The organism is Falsiroseomonas sp. E2-1-a20 (assembly GCF_051433195.1).
Taxonomy (GTDB): domain Bacteria; phylum Pseudomonadota; class Alphaproteobacteria; order Acetobacterales; family Acetobacteraceae; genus Falsiroseomonas.
The window spans coordinates 1-21,404 of record NZ_JBHMFT010000048.1 but is presented as its reverse complement, the minus strand read 5'-3'; the positions used below and the strand labels follow the sequence as shown (position 1 = coordinate 21,404).

24 protein-coding genes are annotated in these 21,404 nt (G+C 63.0%); 10 read left to right on the top strand and 14 right to left on the bottom strand.

The window, feature by feature from the left end:
• Nucleotides 1–99 precede the first annotated feature (99 nt).
• Nucleotides 100–474, top strand: coding sequence for an EthD family reductase (locus ACFHPP_RS27235; RefSeq protein ID WP_437166384.1), 375 nt, complete (start codon nucleotides 100–102; stop codon nucleotides 472–474).
• Between the two features lie 946 nt (nucleotides 475–1,420).
• On the opposite strand, the gene ACFHPP_RS27230 is transcribed toward ACFHPP_RS27235, so the two are convergent.
• On the bottom strand, nucleotides 1,421–1,975 hold the full coding sequence (locus ACFHPP_RS27230) for a hypothetical protein (protein WP_437166383.1): 555 nt from the start codon (nucleotides 1,973–1,975) through the stop codon (nucleotides 1,421–1,423).
• 354 nt (nucleotides 1,976–2,329) lie between these two features.
• Here ACFHPP_RS27230 and ACFHPP_RS27225 point away from each other — a divergent pair, with 354 nt between their 5' ends.
• A complete protein-coding gene (locus tag ACFHPP_RS27225; RefSeq protein WP_437166382.1) occupies nucleotides 2,330–2,758 on the top strand; it encodes a hypothetical protein in 429 nt (142 codons plus the stop codon).
• Nucleotides 2,759–3,079: 321 nt separating this feature from the next.
• Here the strand turns inward: ACFHPP_RS27225 and ACFHPP_RS27220 are convergent, their stop codons facing one another.
• From ACFHPP_RS27220 to ACFHPP_RS27205, 4 genes are all read right to left on the bottom strand, one after another.
• On the bottom strand, nucleotides 3,080–3,877 hold the full coding sequence (locus tag ACFHPP_RS27220; RefSeq protein ID WP_437166381.1) for a class I SAM-dependent methyltransferase: 798 nt from the start codon (nucleotides 3,875–3,877) through the stop codon (nucleotides 3,080–3,082).
• Between the two features lie 40 nt (nucleotides 3,878–3,917).
• Nucleotides 3,918–4,505: a hypothetical protein gene (locus ACFHPP_RS27215; protein ID WP_437166380.1), complete on the bottom strand. Its 588-nt coding sequence runs from the start codon at nucleotides 4,503–4,505 to the stop codon at nucleotides 3,918–3,920.
• A gap of 531 nt (nucleotides 4,506–5,036) precedes the next feature.
• Nucleotides 5,037–6,575 carry a hypothetical protein gene (locus ACFHPP_RS27210; RefSeq protein WP_437166379.1) on the bottom strand — a complete coding sequence of 513 codons (1,539 nt, stop codon included), beginning with the start codon at nucleotides 6,573–6,575 and terminating at the stop codon, nucleotides 5,037–5,039.
• Nucleotides 6,576–6,673: 98 nt separating this feature from the next.
• Nucleotides 6,674–6,976: a transposase gene (locus ACFHPP_RS27205; RefSeq protein ID WP_437166378.1), complete on the bottom strand. Its 303-nt coding sequence runs from the start codon at nucleotides 6,974–6,976 to the stop codon at nucleotides 6,674–6,676.
• A gap of 121 nt (nucleotides 6,977–7,097) precedes the next feature.
• On the opposite strand from ACFHPP_RS27205, the gene ACFHPP_RS27200 reads away from it, so the two are divergent.
• Nucleotides 7,098–7,355, top strand: a complete 258-nt coding sequence (locus ACFHPP_RS27200) for a hypothetical protein (RefSeq protein WP_437166377.1) — start codon at nucleotides 7,098–7,100, stop codon at nucleotides 7,353–7,355.
• Between the two features lie 172 nt (nucleotides 7,356–7,527).
• On the top strand, nucleotides 7,528–8,697 hold the full coding sequence (locus ACFHPP_RS27195; RefSeq protein WP_437166376.1) for an MFS transporter: 1,170 nt from the start codon (nucleotides 7,528–7,530) through the stop codon (nucleotides 8,695–8,697).
• A 137-nt stretch (nucleotides 8,698–8,834) separates the two neighbouring features.
• Here the strand turns inward: ACFHPP_RS27195 and ACFHPP_RS27190 are convergent, their stop codons facing one another.
• From ACFHPP_RS27190 to ACFHPP_RS27180, 3 genes are all read right to left on the bottom strand, one after another.
• Nucleotides 8,835–9,470 (bottom strand): 2-hydroxychromene-2-carboxylate isomerase, encoded by a 636-nt coding sequence (locus ACFHPP_RS27190; protein WP_437166375.1) that lies wholly within the window; start codon nucleotides 9,468–9,470, stop codon nucleotides 8,835–8,837.
• A 119-nt stretch (nucleotides 9,471–9,589) separates the two neighbouring features.
• Nucleotides 9,590–10,384: a DUF2182 domain-containing protein gene (locus ACFHPP_RS27185; RefSeq protein ID WP_437166374.1), complete on the bottom strand. Its 795-nt coding sequence runs from the start codon at nucleotides 10,382–10,384 to the stop codon at nucleotides 9,590–9,592.
• Complete coding sequence (locus tag ACFHPP_RS27180) at nucleotides 10,384–11,025, bottom strand: DUF1326 domain-containing protein (protein ID WP_437166373.1); 642 nt, start codon at nucleotides 11,023–11,025, stop codon at nucleotides 10,384–10,386. The genes ACFHPP_RS27185 and ACFHPP_RS27180 overlap by 1 nt, the downstream gene beginning before the upstream one ends.
• 349 nt (nucleotides 11,026–11,374) lie before the next feature.
• Here ACFHPP_RS27180 and ACFHPP_RS27175 point away from each other — a divergent pair, with 349 nt between their 5' ends.
• Entirely contained in the window at nucleotides 11,375–11,668 is a 294-nt protein-coding gene (locus tag ACFHPP_RS27175; protein WP_437166372.1) for a hypothetical protein, read from the top strand.
• A gap of 550 nt (nucleotides 11,669–12,218) precedes the next feature.
• Here the strand turns inward: ACFHPP_RS27175 and ACFHPP_RS27170 are convergent.
• Complete coding sequence (locus ACFHPP_RS27170; protein WP_437166371.1) at nucleotides 12,219–13,304, bottom strand: sensor histidine kinase; 1,086 nt, start codon at nucleotides 13,302–13,304, stop codon at nucleotides 12,219–12,221.
• A gap of 257 nt (nucleotides 13,305–13,561) precedes the next feature.
• Here ACFHPP_RS27170 and ACFHPP_RS27165 point away from each other — a divergent pair, with 257 nt between their 5' ends.
• Nucleotides 13,562–13,963 (top strand): response regulator, encoded by a 402-nt coding sequence (locus tag ACFHPP_RS27165; RefSeq protein ID WP_437166370.1) that lies wholly within the window; start codon nucleotides 13,562–13,564, stop codon nucleotides 13,961–13,963.
• Between the two features lie 182 nt (nucleotides 13,964–14,145).
• Here ACFHPP_RS27165 and ACFHPP_RS27160 read toward each other — a convergent pair whose 3' ends face one another.
• The 4 genes from ACFHPP_RS27160 to ACFHPP_RS27145 all read right to left on the bottom strand — a co-directional run bounded on the left by ACFHPP_RS27160 (nucleotide 14,146) and on the right by ACFHPP_RS27145 (nucleotide 16,545).
• Nucleotides 14,146–14,538, bottom strand: a complete 393-nt coding sequence (locus ACFHPP_RS27160; RefSeq protein WP_437166369.1) for a hypothetical protein — start codon at nucleotides 14,536–14,538, stop codon at nucleotides 14,146–14,148.
• A 101-nt stretch (nucleotides 14,539–14,639) separates the two neighbouring features.
• On the bottom strand, nucleotides 14,640–15,521 hold the full coding sequence (locus ACFHPP_RS27155) for an HWE histidine kinase domain-containing protein (RefSeq protein ID WP_437166368.1): 882 nt from the start codon (nucleotides 15,519–15,521) through the stop codon (nucleotides 14,640–14,642).
• Nucleotides 15,522–15,934: 413 nt separating this feature from the next.
• Nucleotides 15,935–16,294 (bottom strand): hypothetical protein, encoded by a 360-nt coding sequence (locus ACFHPP_RS27150; RefSeq protein ID WP_437166367.1) that lies wholly within the window; start codon nucleotides 16,292–16,294, stop codon nucleotides 15,935–15,937.
• A complete protein-coding gene (locus tag ACFHPP_RS27145; RefSeq protein ID WP_437166366.1) occupies nucleotides 16,291–16,545 on the bottom strand; it encodes a hypothetical protein in 255 nt (84 codons plus the stop codon). The genes ACFHPP_RS27150 and ACFHPP_RS27145 overlap by 4 nt, the downstream gene beginning before the upstream one ends.
• A gap of 160 nt (nucleotides 16,546–16,705) precedes the next feature.
• Here ACFHPP_RS27145 and ACFHPP_RS27140 point away from each other — a divergent pair, with 160 nt between their 5' ends.
• Nucleotides 16,706–17,320 (top strand): hypothetical protein, encoded by a 615-nt coding sequence (locus ACFHPP_RS27140; protein WP_437166365.1) that lies wholly within the window; start codon nucleotides 16,706–16,708, stop codon nucleotides 17,318–17,320.
• 421 nt (nucleotides 17,321–17,741) lie between these two features.
• Nucleotides 17,742–18,056, top strand: a complete 315-nt coding sequence (locus ACFHPP_RS27135; protein ID WP_437166364.1) for a hypothetical protein — start codon at nucleotides 17,742–17,744, stop codon at nucleotides 18,054–18,056.
• Nucleotides 18,057–18,239: 183 nt separating this feature from the next.
• Here ACFHPP_RS27135 and ACFHPP_RS27130 read toward each other — a convergent pair whose 3' ends face one another.
• Entirely contained in the window at nucleotides 18,240–18,641 is a 402-nt protein-coding gene (locus ACFHPP_RS27130; protein ID WP_437166363.1) for a response regulator, read from the bottom strand.
• A 242-nt stretch (nucleotides 18,642–18,883) separates the two neighbouring features.
• On the opposite strand from ACFHPP_RS27130, the gene ACFHPP_RS27125 reads away from it, so the two are divergent.
• Nucleotides 18,884–20,014 carry a sensor histidine kinase gene (locus ACFHPP_RS27125; RefSeq protein ID WP_437166362.1) on the top strand — a complete coding sequence of 377 codons (1,131 nt, stop codon included), beginning with the start codon at nucleotides 18,884–18,886 and terminating at the stop codon, nucleotides 20,012–20,014.
• A 1,147-nt stretch (nucleotides 20,015–21,161) separates the two neighbouring features.
• Nucleotides 21,162–21,404 (top strand): hypothetical protein (locus tag ACFHPP_RS27120; RefSeq protein ID WP_437166361.1); only part of this gene is annotated, 243 nt, incomplete at its 3' end.

Below are 21,404 nucleotides of genomic sequence, written 5' to 3'. Positions count from 1 at the left end.
TGCCTTCGTCGTCGAAAGGCCAAACGCTTTTGAGGTCGAGGCTGAGCGCAGGGTCCCTTGAATCATGCGGGACACCACAACCAAATGGGAGGGCTCACGATGATCTTGCTGTCCGTCATGTACCCATACAGTTCCGACATGAGGTTCGACGAGACCTACTACTGCAAGACCCACATGTCGCTTCTCCATCAGCGGTGGGGCGCCATGGGTTTGAAGGAGGCGCGGGTGACGCGCGGCATCGTGGCGAGCGACGGAATGCCGCCCCGCTACCGCATGATGGCGTTGCTTGGCTTCTCTGACCCTGAGAGCCTGCGACAGGCCGTCGCCACGCATGGAAAGGAGTTGTTCGACGACATTCCCAACTTTACGGACGCCTCGCCGGTAGTACAGGTCAGCGAGATCGTCTCGACGCGCCGTGTGCCCGAACCAGAATTCGCAGACCAGATGGGTGGCTGGACGAACGTCGAGCCGTGATGATCCGCTCTGCCTCCGCGTTCAACCTTGGGACGAAGCACTGCTTGAAGCCGCTCGTCACGAACGCGATCCTGATCCACGCTTGAGCGGAAGGGTAGATTTCTCGTGACGTTTCACCGGTCCCGGATGCTCGATCTTTCGACGGCTATCGCAGTCCATGATAGCTCCGCAGGTTTGACCTAAAGACTGTCGTCGCAATCGGCGCTTGAAGTCTTCGCGTTTCGCATTCCCGTCCGGGCTAGCGTCAGTTCGGTGCAATTCCCGCCAATTTTGTAGGGAGACCATTCGTGGAAGTAGCACCTCCGAGGAGTTTATCAACGTGGCGCTCTCAACCCAATACCAGATTTCATTGACCCCAACCCATTGAGGGCGTGGGCCAGCTTTGTGTCCCCGCTCCCGATCTCGGCAAAGCCGCTTTGCCGAATAGGTTCTGATCAACGGGATTTGGTATAACGCGTTGATGGACCGATTGCTTTGGTAATAGCGGCTACCTGTCTTCACCCTGGCCGGAGAAATTTTGGCCGACCGAGACTGGCCTTTACGCTCGCCGATGCCATGGCATGGCTGTGGGCGCCCCGGATATTCATTCGACTATACCGAGATAAACGTGACCCTCACAGCCTAACCCCTCGGGTGTTTCAGCATCCCGGCAGTCGGGACACATCCGCCAGATACGCAAACGCGGGTCCCAGTATCGTTTCGATGAACCAATCGAGCGACAAGAGCGTATGCCAGCCGGAGCGCGTCAGATCACGCGGTACAACGTTTGGGTGCGCCCCGAGACAGACATATCCCTGTTGGGGTCCGGCATCGGGTGGGGTAATGGGTTCGGCCATTATCGATACCTCCCGCTGTGGCAGGAGCAGAGCACAGTGCCGCAGAGTCAATACTGTCGGCTAACCGCGCCCGATAAGAGGAACGAGCCCCCTCACGGAGGCTCGTCCTATTAAGCCAATTCCAGCACAACCGCCTCGCCTGAGGCGACCAGTCGCGTTGTCACCTCGGAGTTGTGCTCCTTGAGGTACTGCATAGTGGTCTCGTGCACCGCCATTGCGTGCTCGCGGGTGTCGCAGAACCAAATCGACGCCCCCTTTTTGGGATCGTCCGTAGAGCGCAGAATGTATGCGCCCATGAAACCCGGCATATCCATTGCAGAACCGAGCACACCCTCGCCGAGCGGCCGGTCGCGCGGAGACGGGACGTTTTCCGTCCGTCGGATCATGCAGTAGAGCTTCCGCCCGATGCCTTGCGCCTCCACAGACACGTGCGCCCCGACCGTGCCAGGAAAGACATCCGGTGTTGGCAAATGGCTCATATTTTCCATCACCCAGGAGCGGACCTGCTCATACGAGCGCGTCGCCGCCGATGCGTCGCTGTACATCGAACAGACGCAGATATCGCCCTGTTCAGTGGGCAAGGCGATGTAGCCCTCGAACCCGACGTGAGATTTCAACATGGGGATGAGGGTCGCGGTGGCCTTCGGGATCGCCTCGTTGATCATGGAGGCGGCACCGGGATAGCGACGCAAGAGAACATGCATAACTTGATCCTCCTGCCCCGATCTGGGCAAGAGGATGCTGCTCCTGCTACAGCACACGGTCAACGTCAATATTTGGAATCACCAGTATCCGTACATGGTCGTATCTATGGTTTACTGTTGCGAATTCGAGGTAGTGGCACACCAACTGTCCGGTTACCTCGGCCGTCGCCCTTGCCGCATTCGCCGCTTTCTGGTGCTGATCGAGTCCGAACCGCACGCGCGATCGGAGTTTTCTTTGACAACTGCTGCGGGCGGGTGCGGGATAAGGGGGCCGGGACACCGGCTCATCGGCGCGTCTCGGCGGAGGAAGATTCCATGAGGAATTTTGACCGGCGATCCGCCGTCGTGCTCGGCCTCTCCACAGCGACGGCCGCACTCGCGGTGTCGCAGCCCGCAACCGCCGAGACCTACGGCCCAAGTTACGGCCCCAACGACGGCCGGGAGACGGCGCCCGGTGTGCGGCGGGTGGACATCAGCAGGCGCGAGACGATGATGCCCGGCTACAAGATGGTTTCGCTGCGCGACGTGATCTACCAGCCGGGGGCGAAGACCCAGAGTCCGGTGATGCCGAACGACATGGTGTGCCACATGCTGGACGGCGAGCTTAACCTCGACCTAGGCCCCGGGGGGCAGTTCGTCGCCAGGAAGGGCGACGTGTGGACGTGCACCAAGGGCATGCCGGAGAACACCACGAACAACGGCAGCACAGTTGGGATCATGCGAGTCACCGACCTGCTGACCTGACGACGGGCGGGGGCGAAAGCCCCCGCTTCCCATCAACGGCGAAGTCCTCGTGGGACGATGATGCGCGGGGACGTGTCCTGGCAGTCACCTATTGGGTTCAGACATCAAGAGTTCCACACAGGCAGTCGAGGAGCGCCTGCGGACGAAGAACGCCGCGCATGCGAGCGGCCGAACCGCGTTGATGGAGTGCTCCTGAACCGTCCCTTAGTCACACCCGATCTGGCCTACCATGATGACGACCGTGGCAGCCGCATCATGGCGTGCAGAGAGTACGTTCTTGGCAGAATCGCAGCCTTTTTGGGTCTCTGCGGATCGCCCTCCTCAGCGTCGTGTTCCAATCACGACGAGATAGTCTCGGGGCATGGCAATCCCCATCGCGGTCCGATGGGCCTCGTGGAAGTCGATGAAGTCACGACGCAGATCGTCCTTTCGGTCGATCACGCGGTGCAACATCTTGGTCGGCCCGTAACCCTCGCTGAACACCTGCCACACATATTCGCCCGAAGGCATGCGCAGCACCGTTGTCGCGGTCTCGAAACTTAGGTCGAAGTTGTCGCCCAGCAGTTCAGCAACACGCTCGGGCCTACCCCACTCGAAGGGTGAGGGCGGCGCCGGGCTCGTCGGCGGCGGCATGTAGGGGCGCATCACCCCGAACAGCCCCGCAAGCGTACCTTCAGGCGGCCACGTCGTAAGGCCGATCCGCCCACCAGGGCGACACAGCCGGGCCAATTCCCTGGCCACCGCGTCGGGGCGGCTGGCGAACATGACACCGCAAGTCGAGGTGATCACGTCGAAAGCCGCGTCAGGGAGGTCTACCTGTTCGGCATCTCCGATCCCGAACTCGATGTCGAGGTTAGCCTTCCGCGCAAGATGTTTGGCGGCCTCGACCACTCCCTCGCCGATGTCCAGCGCGGTCACCTTGGCGCCCTTCTGCGCTAATCGCCGCGCCGTCCAGCCGGTACCGGTGGCGAGATCGAGGGCTTTCTCGCCGGGCCGCACGTCGAGGCGGTTCAGTAGGTGCTCGATGCTGTCGGCGATGGTCTCACTGATGCGATCGTAGTCTGACCCGCCTGAACCCCAAACGGCGGCGGACTTCTGGTTGTGTGGTTGGATTTCCATCTCTGGCGTCCTTCCCTTCGGCGCGGCGTGCGTGAGCCTCCTACGGCATAGCCAGAATGGCCGCCTCGCCGGACGCTACGAGCCGCGTCGTCACATCGGGACTGTGCCCCTTCATGTAGCCCACCGTGCTTTCATGCACGGCCATGGCGTGCTCACGGCTGTCGCAGAACCATATCGAAGCCGCCTTGGTGGGATCGTCGGTGGATCGCGCGATGTAGGCCCCCGCAAGGCCCGGCATGCCCTTGGCCGAGTTCAGCATGTTCTCCCCGAGGGGTTGCGAATTCGACGACGGGGCGTTGTCCGCCTTCCTGACCACGCAATAGAGGTTCTGCGTCTCACCATCCAAGGCCCTGTGCGCCCCCACGGTGCCGGTGAAGACCTCCGGGGCGGGCAACTTGCTCATGTTCTCCTTCACCCAGGCGACGGCCTGCTCCGCTAACTCCTGAGCGGAGGCGAGATCGCGGTACATCGTGCAGGTGAGGATGTCCCCCTGTTCGGTCGGGAAGGCCACATAGCCTCTCCACCCCTTGTGCGACTGCAACATGGGGATGAGCGTCGCCTTAACTTTTTTTATTCCCTCATCAGCCAGAGGGGCAGCCCCAGGGAAGCGACGCAAGATGATATGCATTGCTTGATCCTCCTGCCCCGACTTGGGCTGGAAGAGGCTGCTCCTGCTGTGAGTATATGGTCAATGTCAATATTCACGAGGGCAAGTAAAGGCGTCTTGGCGTATTAAAAGTTCATCTTCCGTTATTCAGCATTGGGCTGCGTCAATTGAAGATGAACGGGCGTGAGGTCCGACATCGATTTGTATGGATGGGGGTGGGCTACGGCAGCATCGTCAAAAGCGTATCGCGGTGCGTTGCCGATCCCAACGTCATCTGGGGCTCACTGTCGTGCCGCTGGTAGGGTATCTGGATCGGCAGAAACCTGATCGTTGTGTGAGCCGCGCTACGGCAGCCTCCGCCTTCTTTGACCCTGATGTCCGCAGTCGGCGGATGAGCGCCCAGCGACAATTGGGCGCGTCGGTAAACAAGCCTTTGCCGGTCTACCGCCTGCCCATGCTTTGACGTTCAATCCGAACGTCTGCTGCTCCAAGTCAACCACAGGACCAGCAGATCGCTCGATCTCGTCTGCCCCTCCCGCTGAGATCGGGCTTTCAGAGAAACCAGTCGTCGCTGGTCGCGGTCGCGGTCGCGGTCAGATTGTCGGTCTCCGACGCGCGGGTGAAGTTGTGGGGCCGACCGTTCCCCATCCCATTCCACCATCCACCGTGGTTGCCGCTGCTGTGGTTCAGTACCCACTCCCAATGGCTGCTGTTCGGTGCGGTCGGTTGGGGCTCGGCGATCGGTCCAGCCTCATCAACCTCGTTGGGGACGGGCACTGCAATTACCTCGTCAGGGTCCTCGACCGCAGTCTCGTCCTCGATGTCCATCAATCCAGGCAAGGGCTCGGCGATCACCTCGTCAGGGTCCTCGACCAGCGCCTCGTCTCCGAAGTCCACCAATCCAGGCAAGGGCTCGGCGATCACCTCGTCAGGGTCCTCGACCTGCGCCTCGTCTCCGATGTCCACCAATCCAGGCAAGGGCTCGGCGGTCACCTCTTCAGAGTCATCGACCGGCGTCTCGTCTCCGATGTCCACCAATCCAGGCAAGGGCTCGGCAGTCACCTCTTCAGAGTCATCGACCGGCGTCTCGTCCTCGATGTCCACCACCTCAGGGGCGGGCTTGGCGATCGCCTCGTCAGGGTCCTCGACCGGCGTGGGAGGCGTGACGGTATCAACAATCCACTGCCACGGGCTGCTGCCATTCGCCGCTGGCCGGGCATCCAGGATATCCGTCCCGGCGATCTTTGCGAGGCCATTGACCAACTGGCTCGCGGTCATCCCCCAGACAGACGTGTCGCTGATGTCAGCCGCGATGCCGGTGGTGTTCCACAGCATGACCCCCCACTGCACGTCATTGACGACGGTGTTGTCCTGCATGGTGAGACCGGAGCCAGCATGGAGGTTGCCCTCTACGCCGAAGGACACCATTGCGAAGTTGTCGGAGTTCGGCCCGTTGTGGATGAAGTTACCACTGAGCGTGGCCTTGCCGCCGTTTGGCAGATCGATGCTGTAGCTGGAACTGCTGTCGTAGTCGGCGATGACCGAATCGGTGACGATGGTCTCGGCGGCACGGCTCTTGATGTGATGCCCGATGGCGAGGTCATGGAAGTAGCTGTTCTCGATCTCTAGACGCCCAATGCGGTTGGCGTAGAGGCTGTGCGTCTGGCCATTGCCAATGCCGTTGTTCGCGAACTCGCTGTTGCGTATCGTCACCGTCAAATCGGCGCCGTTGTTGGTCAAGATTCCCATCTGATTGTCATGGAAGTAGCTGTTGAGAACCGTGAGGTCGCCGCCCTGATGGCGGATACCCGCGCCGTTCCGGTCGGGGACCGCCGCGCCGGAGAACTCGAAGTTCTCGAACGTCACGTCGCCATTGACGGTGAAGATCGCCTTCCCGTCGGACGGTGCAGTCTCGGCCCTCGCGTGGACCATCCCGCCAACACCCTTGAGAGTGATGGCGGTGTTGATAGTTGCGAAATCGTTCAGGTAAGTCCCTGGCTGGATGAGGAGCACATCGCCGTCGTTCGAAGCGGCAATAGCGGCCTTAAGTGTCGAGAACTGCTGTCCCGCACCAACTGTTAGGTTTGTCATGCGGGCCACTTATCCAGCGGTTGGGCACCCGCGCAAGCCTGATAATCACGATCCTGTTGATCGGGAACTTCTTTTACTTCCTCACAGCATGATCATCATCATGTCCGACCAAGGCACGGGAGGTTTCTGGGCACCGTATACTTTGGAGCTTCTACTCGGGAGGCCGCCCTCTTGTGGCTGATCCATCCGATGGTTCGCTCCACAAACCAACGCTTCGGCAGCACGACAAAATTGAGCCTCTCGCAGCGGCGCACGATCCCCACCTTCCGCGTAGCGGTGCGGGCGACAGCGGTGGCCATCTTCGGCCCCTGATAGCCTGCTTCGCCGATGATGCGCTCGACGAACGGGAACAGCCTGCGCGCCTGACGCAGCAGCGGCTCGGCGCCGTGCCTGTCCTGCACGATGCGGGCTGCACGATCACCGGGAACAGCATGCCGATGGTGCCGGTCAGCAGGTGGCGCTTGTGGTCGCAGGCCCTCCTGCCCATTTCGAGTCCGATCAGTTTAGTACAGGAGGTTCCAGATGAGTGCGAACGACAACGTGCCGTCGATGAACCTCTCGGCCGCCAAGTCGCTCGACGAAATGCTGGCGATGATTCGAGCTTCCGACCACCTCGTTCTGCCCGGCGAGTTCCAGACCTTCGGTGGCGGCGAGCCAGAGAGCGATTTTGCCGCCATGGATCGCGGTCGAACAGTTCTGTCTTGGGATACAGGCCGGTTCCTAATCGGCACATGGGGCTCTGACGGCTCTGACTGTGAAATCGTCGCGCGCTCGCGATAGCTGCTTTTGGCTTAGAGGCGGGCCGCGCCGCAGACATCCTTCTACCCTAGCCGGGCACGCCAGTCGTAGCGGCTAGGACAAGCGCTGACGCAACCTCTTCCGTTTGGCGCTATCCATACGGCAGTATTCGCTCCGCTTCGTGCTTGAGGCCCACGTCGGGGAGGCCGCCGTCTTGGAGGCACGCTGGTTGGCATTGGCCGTCCTGACCGCCGCGCGCACGAGCATGGGCTTTCAGTTCCAGTCGCTTCCGTCGGTGGCTCCGCTGCTCATCGTCGATCTCGGCATCACCTACGCCGAGGTCGGCTTCCTGATTGGGCTCTACTTCCTGCCCGGTGTGGTCCTCGCCCTGCCGGGCGGACTGCTCGGCCGCCGGTTCGGCGACAAGCGTGTCGTCGTGGCGGGGCTAGCGCTGATGGTCGCCGGAGGCGTCGTGGCAGGTTTCGCCGACAGCTACCCCGCTTTGGCCACAGGCCGAGTCATGTCGGGAGTTGGGGCCGTCCTGCTGAACGTGCTCATGGCCAAGATGATCACCGACTGGTTCGCAGGTCGGGAGATCGTGCTGGCGATGGCCGTGTTCGTGAACTCCTTCCCAATAGGGATCGGCCTCGCCCTCCTGACCCTCGGCGGTATGGCCGAAAGCCTGGGATGGGGGGCGGCCCTTCATGTCACAGCCATCTTCGCGGGGGCGGCTCTGCTGCTGGTGGCCGTCGCCTACCACCCGCACCCGAATGACGGCCGTGCGGCTACTTTGGCGTTGTCCAGCGGCGGGCGCATCTCGCGAGGAGAGGCGGCGCTTGCCAGCCTCGCCGGAGCGATGTGGGGCATCTTCAATGGCGCCCTCGCCGTCACCTTCACCTTTGTACCCATCCTGCTCATCGAGGCGGAGTACACGGTTGGCGGCGCTGGCTCCCTGGTGGCGACCATGACGTGGCTCAGTGTCGCTTCCGTGCAGGCGGGTGGTCTCATCGCCCAGCGCTTTGGGCGTCGGACCCTTTTGCTGCTCTCCGGCACCATCGCCTGGGGGATTGGCTTGCTCATCCTGCCACTGGCGCCGCCCGTACCCGTGCTTCTCATCATTGGCCTGATGATGGGGCTCCCGGTCGGCGTGGTGATGTCGCTGCCCTCCGAGGTGCTGCGTCCGGAAAGCCGGGCGACCGGCATGGGCCTGTTCTACACCGCGCTGTACGTCGGGCATTTCAGTCTGCCGCCGATCGCGGGCTGGCTGTTGGACCTGTCCGGCAGCCCGGCCGTGTCGCTCGCCTTCGGGGGCATGCTGGTCCTCACCATTATCCCGATGTCCGCTGTTTTTCGGGCCTTCCAGAAGCGCCCCGGAGCAGTGTGACGCTGCTTGCTGAAGGCAGAACGTGGGCTCGGCCTGCTCAGCAAGTTGAAGCAGGATCGAAGCCGCAGGTCGGGTGCGCTTCGCGCCACCGACAGGCTCGTCTTCCAGAAGGTGGCGGCCCGCCCGCCGACCCTGTTTCAGACCTTATTGGCGTCACTCGGTGCCACTTCCAGGGGACTATGTCGATGCCACATCACCGCGTGTTCCAGCCGGTCATCACCCCGAAAGAGTTCCTGCCCTACGGCGAAGGTGGGCGAGCCAAAGACGCCGAGTGTCCGGGCCTCGTCAGTTGCCGCCTCGTAAAGCCTTCCAATCTCGTCTCCTGTTGCGAGAGGAAGAACGCGCGCCGGGTCCTGCCCAACCTCGCGCAGGCTCTCGGAGAGGTACGGCTCACTCCCAGGTTCCTGGCCGTCTACGAACCACCTTCTGTAGGTCGCCCCCACATAGGCAGCGCACCAATCCTCCTGGGCGCCCAGAACCGCCACGCGATTTGCAATGTCGAACTCTTGGAGCGGGTGAGGCACCGGCACATTCACGGGGAGGCCGTACATCTCAGCCCGTCGCGCGATGTCGCGCCACATATACGCGTACTTCTTCGGCTTGCCTTGGAGATGGCGATTGTCCATCTCGCGCATGATTCGCCGGACGCTGAAAGGGCGCCAGCGAAACGCGATTCCGCTGTCACGCTCAATCTCCGGCACGCGCATGACGCTGAGATAGGTGTAGGTGCTGCCAACAGCGAACCAGAAGTCGATCCCGCGCGTACTGCTCATCTCCGGCCCCCATTCCGATCCTGCGCCCGCAGCGTGACACTTCCAGTCAGGTCTCGCTGTCAGCCCGCGTCAGCAGCTTCCGGGCGCGCGTGCCCAGCGGGAGTCCAGGTGTCGGTCCACTACAGGGCTCCATGCCGTAGCCCGCCCACAAGCACCCAGATGCCGCCGATGGCGCATACGGCGCCGAGCGCCTTAGCGATCCATCTGCCCTTCGGCATGAGCTTTTCTGCCAGGACGACAAGCGTCAGGCCGAAGACCCAAAGCAGGTTCATCACGCCGCCGACGAACAGCAGCGCCATCAGCGCCCAGCAGCATCCGACGCAGAATGCCCCATGCTCCACCCCCATCCGGAAGGCGCCGACAGACCCGGCTCGCCAACGCTTCAGGACGAACTCGGCGGGGGATCGGCAAAGGCCCAGGCAGGCATCCTTCAGCGGCGTCCACTGGTACAACCCGGCGGTGATAAGGATCGTGCCACCAAGGATGGGGCTGATGGTCGCCATGTGTGGGCTGAGGAGCGCCGCACGGTCCAGCGCCCACTGCAACGTCGTGGCCACCAGGGCGAAGCCTGACCAGACTGCGATGTAGCCGAGCAGGAAGGCGCTCACCGGCGCGACATTGTGCCCCTGCTCCCGGCTCCTCCGGGCGAACATGGCAAAGAACAGGATCATGGGCGCAGCGGCAGGCAGCATCATGCCGACCATCATCACCGCCCACATGCCGAGCATCATGACGAAGTGCATGGTGGTCCATGGCGGCGACGCCACGGCGCCCTGCGCCATGCCAGCCATACCGCCGTGCTGGCTGCCCGCCATCAGGACAAGATAGGTCCAGGCCAGCGCCGTCACGCCCACGACCGCCGCGAGAACCGGAATGCGCTCGCGCGTGAGGACGAATTCCAGCGCCCGCGCCATCACGGATGCCGGGGAATGCCGCTCTGCGTCAGATGGATGTAGGCAAACTGGCCGTAGCTGTCCGTGAAGTCGAGCTTCACGTCGCCGGTGGCCTTGGTCGAGCCACTGCCGTACTCGGCCTCCGTGTACTCGAATCCGCTTCGGAGCGACACGCGGACGCGGTGATCCTGACCACTGAACGGGCTCTTGATCGGGGTGCCAGTGGAATCGATGACGCCCGGTACAATGATACGGCCCCGGCACTCATCCGGGTCCACCTCAACCTCCACCCGCGTGAACACCGGGTCGAGCACCTTGCTCATCGTCGTTGAAAACACCTGGAAGACGGTGGCGCCCGGTTCGGTCTCACGGCCATGCAGTATCTCGACCAGGGCCTTGCGCTGGTCAGCGTCGGCCCGCTCGTCGATGAAGAACTGCTGCGTGCCGTCGCCGAGGTGGATCGGGCCGGGCCAGCTATAGGTGCCAGCCCAACAGAGCCCGTCGAGGCGTGTGCTGCCGAAGTGGCCTCTGTCGATGCGCATCCCTGCGACGGCGCGGCAGGTGCTGTCGGTGGGCAGGGCGTTGAACTGGCAAGGGCAGCCCCATGCGCAGTTGCAATTCGCATACTCGGGACCTTGGATGCTCCAATCGGTGTACGCCATGGCGGCTGTCTCCCGATGATGGCCGAAGCTCAGGCTCCGACTATTTTTGCTCCGCGTGTGACAGTAGGACCTCATGCCTGCCCGAAGCACGCGGGAACATCGGCAGGAAGTATTCCCGCGCTCGTTGAGACGCACTAATCCTCCGGCCAGCGAACTGCGCGCAGGCTGATTTCAACAGATGACGAGGCAATGCGGCAGGCAACTGTCGTGTCAGCAAAAATCTGGCCCGGCCGAACGATGTTGCAGCTTCTCAAGCCAGACGCCCTGACAAAGCATTACATTAATCTCAACAGGTATTAATTTTTCAACGTCATCATGAGCGGGGTCAACTTAGAAACCAGAGGTTGCCGTGGACCCAAAGCTCAGGCTGATGCTCGTCGCCTCTAACGACCTGAACTGCTCGGCGCTGACACACGCCCCCAGAAGGCGCCGCTTCTCCGCCGAGTTCGACCGCCGAGGACTTTTCATGACGTTTGGCCGCTTCGATGTCTATCTCTGCACCGAGCCTGAGGCTGCGTGGTCTCTCCTGCGGGATCGTCACGGTCTCGATCTGCAATTCTGGCGCCTCCACCTGATCATCGACGAAGCCCGCCAGGAGCAGGATGCTACCGTTGGGCACCGCTGGCGCTCACCGATGATCTGACGGCGGCTAACAGAAGTCCTGGCCCGCTCCCGCGAGTAGCGTCCTCCACTCGGCATGCCGGGTTTGCCCCTCTCCTCAGGGGCGCGTGCTTTTTCGGTTGATCTCGGTCAAGTCCGAGATGCAGCGGGCCGGATATAGGCGGCCTCGGCGCTACCGGCGTCGTCGAAATAGGTATCGAGAGGCACGGCGTGGTGGCTGGATTCGAGGCGGCATTCGATGTTCCGGACGGGCACTCGCTGAAGCTGGTCCGAGTCCTGCTGCGCGCCCGTCACGGCGCGGTCCGCGAGTGGGAGCATGAGCAGTACGACCACCATGGCCGTCTGGTCGCCGTGTATGAAAGCTGGCCGAGCGGATGCGCCTCACCTGCTGGACGACAAGGCGGCGGAGATGGGAGGGGCGGATTTGTGAAGTACGCGCCGGATGGCTGGATACTCGGCCGCTCTGACACCGCGCCACTGCCATCTCAACCGGACGCTGAAGGTTCTTGGCGGCTTCGCCAAGCAGCTTGACCTCAAGCCACTTCGCGCCAGCGGGACATGCGCTTGTGCACCTACACCGGCGCGTCGTGGGTGCCCGGCGCGTTGACTGGAATCCGTATCGTCGAAACCGTGCCGGACGGCTCGGCCCGTGAAGTCTCGATGCCGCCACCCAGTTGCGCGGCAAGAGCCCGCACTAACCGCCGCCCCATGCCTCCCTGCTTCGCAGGTCTTCGGCTGTCGTCAGCCGGTTTCTGTGGCATGCCAACGCCGTCATCGGCCACGACCAGCAGATAATCCGGCCCGCTGCTACGGAAGGTGACCCGTATCGCCCCCTCCCGGTCATCCGGGAAGGCATGCTTGAGCGCGTTGGTGACGAGTTCGTTGACGATCAGGCCGACAGCGCCAGCGCGGTTGACCGACAGCATGTGCTGCTCCGCCTCGATGAACATTCCCACGGGGCGGAGATAGGCGGTGCTGGAACGCAGATCGGCAATCAGGTCTTCGAGAAAGACCCGCACATCCACCAGCACATGGCCGTCGCGGCGAGCCAGACGGTCATGCATGTGCGCGACCACCCGCACCCGCTCCGCCGCAGCACGCAGAGCCTCGCCGACTTCGGGTGCCGCGCTGGCAGCCTGCATCATCAGGGTGGCAGTTATTCGCTGAAGGTCGTTCTTGGTCCGGTGCCCGAACTCGACCAGCAGGAGGTCGAGGTCATGCCAAGCTGCCTTGGCGCGGGCGAGAGCAGCCTTGTCGTCGCGCTGCGCCAGATCAGCACGGACACGAGCCCGTTGCAGCGCCTCAGCCATAGACGCAATGAAGCACCCGGTGAGCACGAACAGGATGGCACCGATGGTGTCGGCTGAGGTCGGCAGGGCGAACTGAAACTTCGGCTCGATAAAGAAGTAGATCGAGAGCGCGGTGCTGATCGTGACGGCGATCAAGCCGCTCCCCCGGCCGAGGAACACCGAGGCCAGGATGACGGGCGGAAGGAACGACAGGAAGGGCATGGCTGGCACCGGGCCGAACGTCGCCCCGTGCAGCGCGAAAGCGATCAGCACGAGGAAGGCGCCTCCGCTCCATCGCAGCGGCGTCGGCAGAGCCCTTAACCACTGCACCGGCTTGTGGAAACGGCCGGTAGGCGCCGCCGTCGGCATGGTTGCCTGCAATTCCGACCGTGCCGTGGCCGACGCTCCCGCTTCGCGCGGTACACGATTGCGGCGGGCTGCCAGCCCCAAACAGCCAGATCGACCATTGATCAACACGGCGTTCTTGGCACCTTGAGTTGGCACATTTCCGCTTTCACCAATGCGTGGGAACGCGAACAAAGTAGACCGTAGGCAATTGCCTTTTATAGCCTGATTCCGACACATTTCTCAAACGGAAGTGTTCCGACTTACGCGGAGTAGCCGCTGTGTCTCCTTGCGTCCTGGTTGCCGAAGACGAAGCGCTCATCGCGCTGACGCTGAGCGACATGTTGGAGGACGATGGCCATGAGGTGCATCTCGCCTCCGACGGCACCACAGCACTGGAAGCGGCTCACCGCCTGGGTCAGGCGCTCGATGTGCTTGTCACTGATCTGAACATGCCAGGGCTGACCGGCGAGGACCTGATCCGCGCGCTGACCATCTACCGGCCGCTACTCCCCGTTGTTGTACTGACGGGTTCGTCGCCTCGGGGTGGATTGGAACAGTTGCGGAAAGACTGCGGTGGCCATGGGCCGCTCACCCTGCTGCATAAGCCAGCCACCAGCCGGGACGTACTCGCAGCCGTGCGCCGTGCAACAGCGGAGGCTGATAGCTTCCGATTTAGTTAAAGCGGCGCCACCGAGGACGAGCTTGAGCAGAGTAAAGGGCGTTGGCATTGATGGACAGGCATTGCCGGTACCGCCTCTGGCAAGCGTAGATCACGGCCCTGGGTAGCGGCCTCGCGAAGGGTTCCGCGTTGCAGCACGAGCGTGAGCTATCGCCACTGCTACCTGCCTGAGCCCGCAGGGCCTCACTTCACCCCAGCAGCCCCACTCGCCGCCGCTCCGCCGTCGTTCGACGATTGCTGTTTGGCGTCGTCGCGTTCGAGTCCAACGTCGCCGCTGAGATGCTGGGGAATGTCGATCCGGCATCTCAATCCAGTTCTGGCGAAGTCGAGTGCAACTGTGCCGCCAATCTGGGAGGCCAATCCACGTCGCAGCATCCTCGTGCCGAAGCCCTGGTGCACCGGTGGCCCGGACAACGCAGGACCGCCCTGCTCCTCCCACACCACCTCCCAGCCCGCCGCGCCGTCGTCCCGCAGCGCTGCCGCCCAGGACAGCCGTACCCGTCCCTCGGAGGTCGAGAGGGCGCCATGCTTTGCTGCATTCGTCGCAAGCTCATGGAAGGCCATGCCGAGCGCCATTGCTGCGCCTGACGGGAGGCGCGCCTCCGGACCCTGGATCGCGATGCGCTTCACACCGGCCCCACCGCCGTAGGGTGCCAGAGCCTCACGCGCGACGGCCTCTATCGAGTTTCCGCGCCGCCATCGCGTTGCAGCGCTTCATGCGCGCGGGCCAGGGCGGCAAGCCGGTCGCGGAACACCGCGTTGAAGGCGTCAGGCGAGGAAACCGTCCGACGAGTCTGCTCGGCTATGGCCACGACCAGGGCGAGGGTGTTCTTAATGCGGTGGGTCAGTTCGGCGACAAGAAGTCGCTGCCGCTCCTCACCGAGCTTCCGCTCATGGATGTCGCGGAAGGCGACCGACAGACCGCCGGTCTGCGCGGGGTAGATGTCCACTTCGACCCAGCGGCCGATGACGCCGGAGACGGCCTGAAGACGCACAGGGCGGCGTGTGCGCATCGCCTGCTCCAAAGCGGCAAATGGCGCACTGTCTGCCGCCTCGGGCAGGGCGTCGAGCAGGCGGCGGCCCACCACGTCCTCAGCCTGCCTGCCCCAGATCGCGAGCGCGCTGCGGCTGACGTAGAGAAAGCGCCAGTCGGCGTCGAGCGCGTAGAACGGCTCGCCAATGCCTTCCAGCACCTCCCGCAGGCGTGCCTCGCCCTCACGAAGTGCCGCATTGGCCTCGTCCCTCTGGCGCAACACGCGGCGCTCCGCTGCGTCGATCCTCAGACTGCCGATCGGCGGGACGAAGAACCAGACGGCGAGAGTGGTGCTTGCGGCGGTGGCGACGAAGCCGACCGAGCGGCCGAAGAGCACCGCCGCCAGCATCACGGGCACGAAGAAGGTCAGGTAGGGGTAGCCGGGTTCGCTGCCGATGAGGGCAAACCGCGTCCCCAGGCCAGCGAGCAGGAGCAACGCCAGCACGCCGAGGCGTCCCCATAGACGCCATTCGAGCGTCCGCACCGTCAGGTTGTGAAAGCGGTCCATCACGAAACAGTTTGGCATGCGGTGCACCTGCCGTCTCGCATATCCCGCGCATCCCGCAGCCGCAAACGCCCGGTGAAAGGCGCAAAATGATAGCGCCCCTTGCCGCTGTCAGATGGTCCGGTTTTGGGCGCCGATCGTGTTGCCGGTGTCCGGACTGGTACCGCGACCCCTTGGCAGACTAGGACCGATGTTCTACTTTTGTATCCAACCATGGACGCGAGCTTCACCTATACGGTCGCCGACCTCGCTTCTGATGAGGCGCTAGCTCTGCGCTGCGACTGCCGAGTCCGGACCTACTGGCGCGCCGAACTTGCGGCGCTTGTCGGCCAGGACGCCCGCTTGCACCTCGTTGGCCTGCGCCGAGAACTTTGGTGCCGGGCTTGCGGCGAACCCCCGTTTACAGGCTGGGTCGTGTCCGCCGCACCCAGCCGCTAGCCCCAGGTCCGGCGGAACCGGGCGGCCTCCATGCTGTCGGCGAAGCTGAAGCGACGCCCAGAGTCGCGACCGAGGGCGGCGCCCCAGATTGGCGCCACGGTGAATCCGCTCTGGCAGTTCTTCCGGCACCAGAGCCGCCGTCCCTGGAACTCCTCAGCGAACGCCTGCCCAAGGTCATGTACAGTCAGGCCATGGCACTCGACGATGTGCGGCATCGCGGCCTGCTGGTCAGCGGTGGCATTGTCGATCTCCGGCCAAATTTGAATCGCGTTGGCGGCGCGTACGGCATCCATGATCTTGCGCATCGAAATCTTGTCTGCGCTTCGCTCTGGATTGACGATCTCGTTGTACCTCATGCCCGTGTCGTCGAGTCGTAGACGCTCGCCTCCACGCCAAGTAGGTATTGGCCAACCATTGCCTGAAGGTCAGCCTGCCCAAGTTCCCCGAGCCTGCGGTGAAGGTTGAGTAGTGCCGTCGGGCTGCATTGGTCGAACCCAGCATCGGCCGCGTAATTGGCGGCCATGCCGAGAAGTTCTTTAGAGAACTGGCGCTGCGATCTCACCAGCCCTCGCCCTCGTACTGCCTCGTATATTTCGCGTGTCGTCATCTCGGCCTCCTTTGCCGCTGGTTCATCCCTATTTATCCAGGCAGTCGTTTTGGCGACCATTCCTGGATGCTGCGTTGTGCGGTACGGGGATGTTGCAGACGCGCTCCTCCGCGAAAGGTCCAGCCTGCTCGTGCCAACCCCACCTATGGGAATCGTCTACTTGAACCTGACATCAGAACAGCAGCGGGCCGCTCGGGCGTGCGGCGTCACCTTTGTCCCGGCAACTGGCGCCCAAGTACAACGCCTCACCATGCAGCGGCGCATCTTCCGCATTGATGACCAGCCCTTCCTGGCCGTGCGCAACGATGGCTTCTGGGAGACCTACGGAACGCTGATGCGCCTCATCGAGGAATACGAGCAGGACAGACGGCAGCGGTCCGTGGAGGTGCCCGTGGCGCCGCCGGAGGCTGCCTTGGCGCCGCTGAGCGCCCCTACTCTGCCGCGTCCGGCGGCAAAGGTGGCCGATCCGGTCACTGCGGAACCTGCTCAGCACCAGGAGGTCGCCCGAGTGAAACCCAGGCGGAGGCGTGCTGTTCGCGCTGGTGCCGAGGCCGAGCAGGAGGCAACCCGCACCGAAGTCAGCAATGAAACGCCTGGACCGACTGACGCTGCGAGTCCAGAGGAACTGCCCCTGACCTTCGGTATCGAGGCCGTGACGATCTCCAACATTGCAGACGGCAAGCCAGTTCGGGCAGTTCGGCGACTGCGTATCAGGCAGCTACAGCCGCCGCGATGGACCACAGCGGGGAAGGCTCGCCGAGGCAGGCTCAAGTAGCCGGAGCCACTTAATCTGGTGCGGAGCTTGCTAACGGTTCGAATTCGAACGGTGCATGAACGCCGCCACGACAGCGGAGGAGTTCATGATCGCATGGGCTGGTCGTATTCTCGGTGATTGGCGAGGCGCAGCCTTCTCGTGCCGCTGTCGGTGACGTTCATCGACGGTCACTTCCGTCGCCGCGCCTCGTCAGCCGTTATTGGTTTCTTGCTGCCAGTTGGCCACGTCCTCCTCCGCCACCGGCGACAGCGCCGGGAAATCGTACTCCCTCAGGGTAGGCCGCCTCCCACTGGCCGGGTTTTACTCCGCCCGCAGCCGCACTACGCCGCCGCTCCAGTGGCCGACTTTCCCTCCACCGCACACACATGAGCTTGCGACGAATGCGGCAAAGCATGGCGCCCTCTCGACCTCCGAGGGACGGGTGCGGCTGTCCTGGGCGGCAGCGCAGCGGGACGATGGCGCGCCGGGCTGGGAGGTGGTGTGGGAGGAGCAGGACGGTCCTACTTTGGATGGGCCACCGGCGCACCAGGGCTTCGGCACGAGGCTGCTGCAACGTGGGTCGGCCTCCCAGATCGGCGGCACGGTTGCACTCGACTTCGCCAGAACCGGATTGAGATGCCGGATCGTGATCCCCCAGCATCTCGACGGCGGTTTTGAACTCGAACGCGACGACGCCAAACAGCAGTCGTCGAATGACGGCGGAGCGGCGGCGAGTGGGGCTGCTGGGGTGAAGTGAGGCGCTGCGGGTTCAGACAGGTAGCAGTGGCGATAGCTCACGCTCGTGCGGCAACGGGGAACCGCTCTGCAAGGCCGCGACCCTAGGTCGCACCCTACGCTTGCCAGAGGCGGTACCGGCAATGCCTGTCCATCAATGCCAACGCCCTTTACTCTGCTCAAGCTCGTCCTCGGTGGCGCCGCTTTAACTAAATCGGAAGCTATCAGCCTCCGCTGTTGCACGGCGCACGGCTGCGAGTACGTCCCGGCTGGTGGCTGGCTTATGCAGCAGGGTGAGCGGCCCATGGCCACCGCAGTCTTTCCGCAACTGTTCCAATCCACCCCGAGGCGACGAACCCGTCAGTACAACAACGGGGAGTAGCGGCCGGTTGATGGTCAGCGCGCGGATCAAGTCCTCGCCGGTCAGCCCTGGCATGTTCAGATCGGTGACAAGCACATCGAGCGCCTGACCCAGGCGGTGAGCCGCTTCCAGGGCTGTGGTGCCGTCGAAGGCGAGGTGCACCTTGTGGCCATCGTCCTCCAACATGTCGCTCAGCGTCAGCGCGATGAGCGCTTCGTCTTCGGCAACCAGGACGCAAGGAGACACGACCTCTACTCCGCGCAATTCGAGTCACGTCTGTTTGCGCAGCGTGACATTCGGGTGGTATAGAATACAACCTTTTCCAGGACGTTGCGTTTACATGCCACGCGTTAGTGAAAGCGGCGATTGCCCGGATGCCAGCCGCAACTCACCATGCTGGCGCCGGTGGTGTACCGGCCTACCCAGGGCGGGAACGGCGAACTCGGCGTGCTTTCCGTGCCGGAGGATTGGCAACGGAACATCCGGAGGTGCCGTCCACCACGCCCTGGAAGCTCTGGGCTGACGCTCAAGGGAGGCTGAAGGCATTGCCGACCGGCCGCTTCTACACACCTGTGCAATGGTTAAGGTCGCTGCCGACGGCGATCCGTTGGAGCGGAGGTGCCGTCCTCGTGCTGATCGCTTTCGCGCTGCACGGCGCAATCTTCCCTCCGTCGCAGGCAAACCCCTTCCTTTCGTTCCTTCCGGCCGTCATCCTTGCCTCAGTGTTCCTCGGCCGGGGGAGCGGCCTGATCGCCGTGGCGATCAGCACCGCGCTCTCGATCTACTTCTTCATCGATCCAAAATTCCAGTTTGCTTTGCCGACCTCGGCCGACACCATCGGCGCGATCCTGTTCGTGCTCACCGGGTGCTTCATCGCCTCCATGGCCGAGGCGCTGCAAAGGGCCTATGTCCGTGCCGATCGGGCTCAGCGCGACGACAAGGCCGCCCTCGCCCGCGCCAAGGCAGCTTGGCACGACCTCGACCTCCTGCTGGTCGAGTTCGGGCACCGGACGAAGAACGACCTTCAGCGCATTACCGCCACCCTGATGATGCAGGCTGCCAGCGCCGCTCCCGAAGTCGGCGAGGCTCTGCGTGCTGCGGCGGAGCGGGTGCGGGTGGTCGCGCATATGCATGACCGTCTGGCCCGCCGCGACGGCCACGTGCTGGTGGATGTGCGGGTCTTTCTCGAAGACCTGATTGCCGATCTGCGTTCCAGCACCGCCTATCTCCGCCCCGTGGGAATGTTCATCGAGGCGGAGCAGCACATGCTGTCGGTCAACCGCGCTGGCGCTGTCGGCCTGATCGTCAACGAACTCGTCACCAACGCGCTCAAGCATGCCTTCCCGGATGACCGGGAGGGGGCGATACGGGTCACCCTCCGTAGCAGTGGCCCGGATTATCTGCTGGTTGTGGCCGACGACGGCGTTGGCATGCCACAGAGACCAGCTGACGACAGCCACAGACCCAGGAAGCAGGGCGGCATGGGGCGGCGGTTGGTGCGGGCTCTTGCTGCGCAACTGGGTGGCGGCATCGAGACTTCACGCGCGCAGCCGTCCGGCACCGTTTCGACGATACGGTTTCCAACCGGCGCGCCGGGCACCTACGACGCGCCGGTGTAGGTGCACAGAGGCGCGTCCCGCTGGCGCGAAGTGGCTTGACGGTCAAGCTGCTCGGCGGAGCCGCCATGAACCTTCAGCGCGCTGTTGAGATGGCAACGGCGCGGTGTCGGACCGGCAGAGTATCCAGCCGTCCGGCGCGTACTTCACAGACCCGCCTCGACCATGCGCGCCGCCTTCGCGCCCGGCAGGAGTATGCGAAGAAGTGCTGTGGGCGGATGCCTCGTGAACGACTAACCCCCAAGAATACCCGAAGTATGCGTGATGTAGAGCGACGGCGTGAATTTTTAAATTAAAGCCTACATTGTATCTCTAAAAATCCAACCGCCATCGATAAGAAGCGCAGTGTATTTTTTCATCGAAAGGTTTGGCATCCGAAGATGTGCCGTGAACTCGTGGCCACTTTGTAAGATGTTTCATTCGCCATGTCTTGCTAGGCTGCACTTGGAAAAAAGTTCCAGTGCGGAGGAACAAGCCGTGCGCTTACACCTCCTTCTTTCGGCTGCCGTGTTGATCTCGGGACCGGTGTTGACCTGGACCATGAGCCCCGAACAACAGGATCGATTGCTCAGCGCCTTGGAGCAGTAGTGCCAGAGCGGGCATGAGTTCGCCTGCCATGCGTATAGCCAGTTGAGCATGGAGGGCTTGGCAAAAGACAGGATGCCGTCGGGCAACTCGACGGGCAGCGGTCTCACTCAGTAGGCGAGTCAGGGCAGTGCCACCCCAGAAGGGGCCGAGCCGTGGCCACCGCTTGCGCAGGATTGCTGTGAATGACGCCTAGCCAGCTTGCCGGAGGAATCATCGTCCCATGGGGAGGAACAAGTCATGCGCTTACACCTCTTTCTTTCGGCCGCCGTGGTGATCGCGGGACCGGTTATGGCCCAGACACTAACTCCCGAGAATGGAATTCAGCGGCTTGCGGATATGCAGGAGGACTGCGTTGAGGGGCATTGGTACTCCTGCAATGAGATTAAGCATTCGAACATGCATGTCGGCCCGCAGCGCCCCAACGTGACGCGTGTGCGGGAGAGTCGCGGCATGCCCGATTTCGTTGATTCCTGGCCACCCTGCTGTGACAGCGGCAGCGGCGCGGATTTGCCAGCCCTCCCAGTGTCGAACGAGTAATCGCTTAAATAAGGAGGAACGAGCCGTGCGCTTACACCTCTACGTTTCGGCCGCCGTGTTGATTTCAGCATCGGCTTTGGCCGAGCCCCACCCCTACGAGCGGATCAACACCCTGATGGGAGAATGCTTCTGGGGGGATGTCGCTTCCTGCCACGAGCTTGAGCAGTTGAACATGCAGGTCGGTCCGTACGAAATCCTCAACGGTACCGCCGGATCGCCTTCGAGCATAACGAACGACCAGGAGTGCAATCGGGCGACTAACAATGGT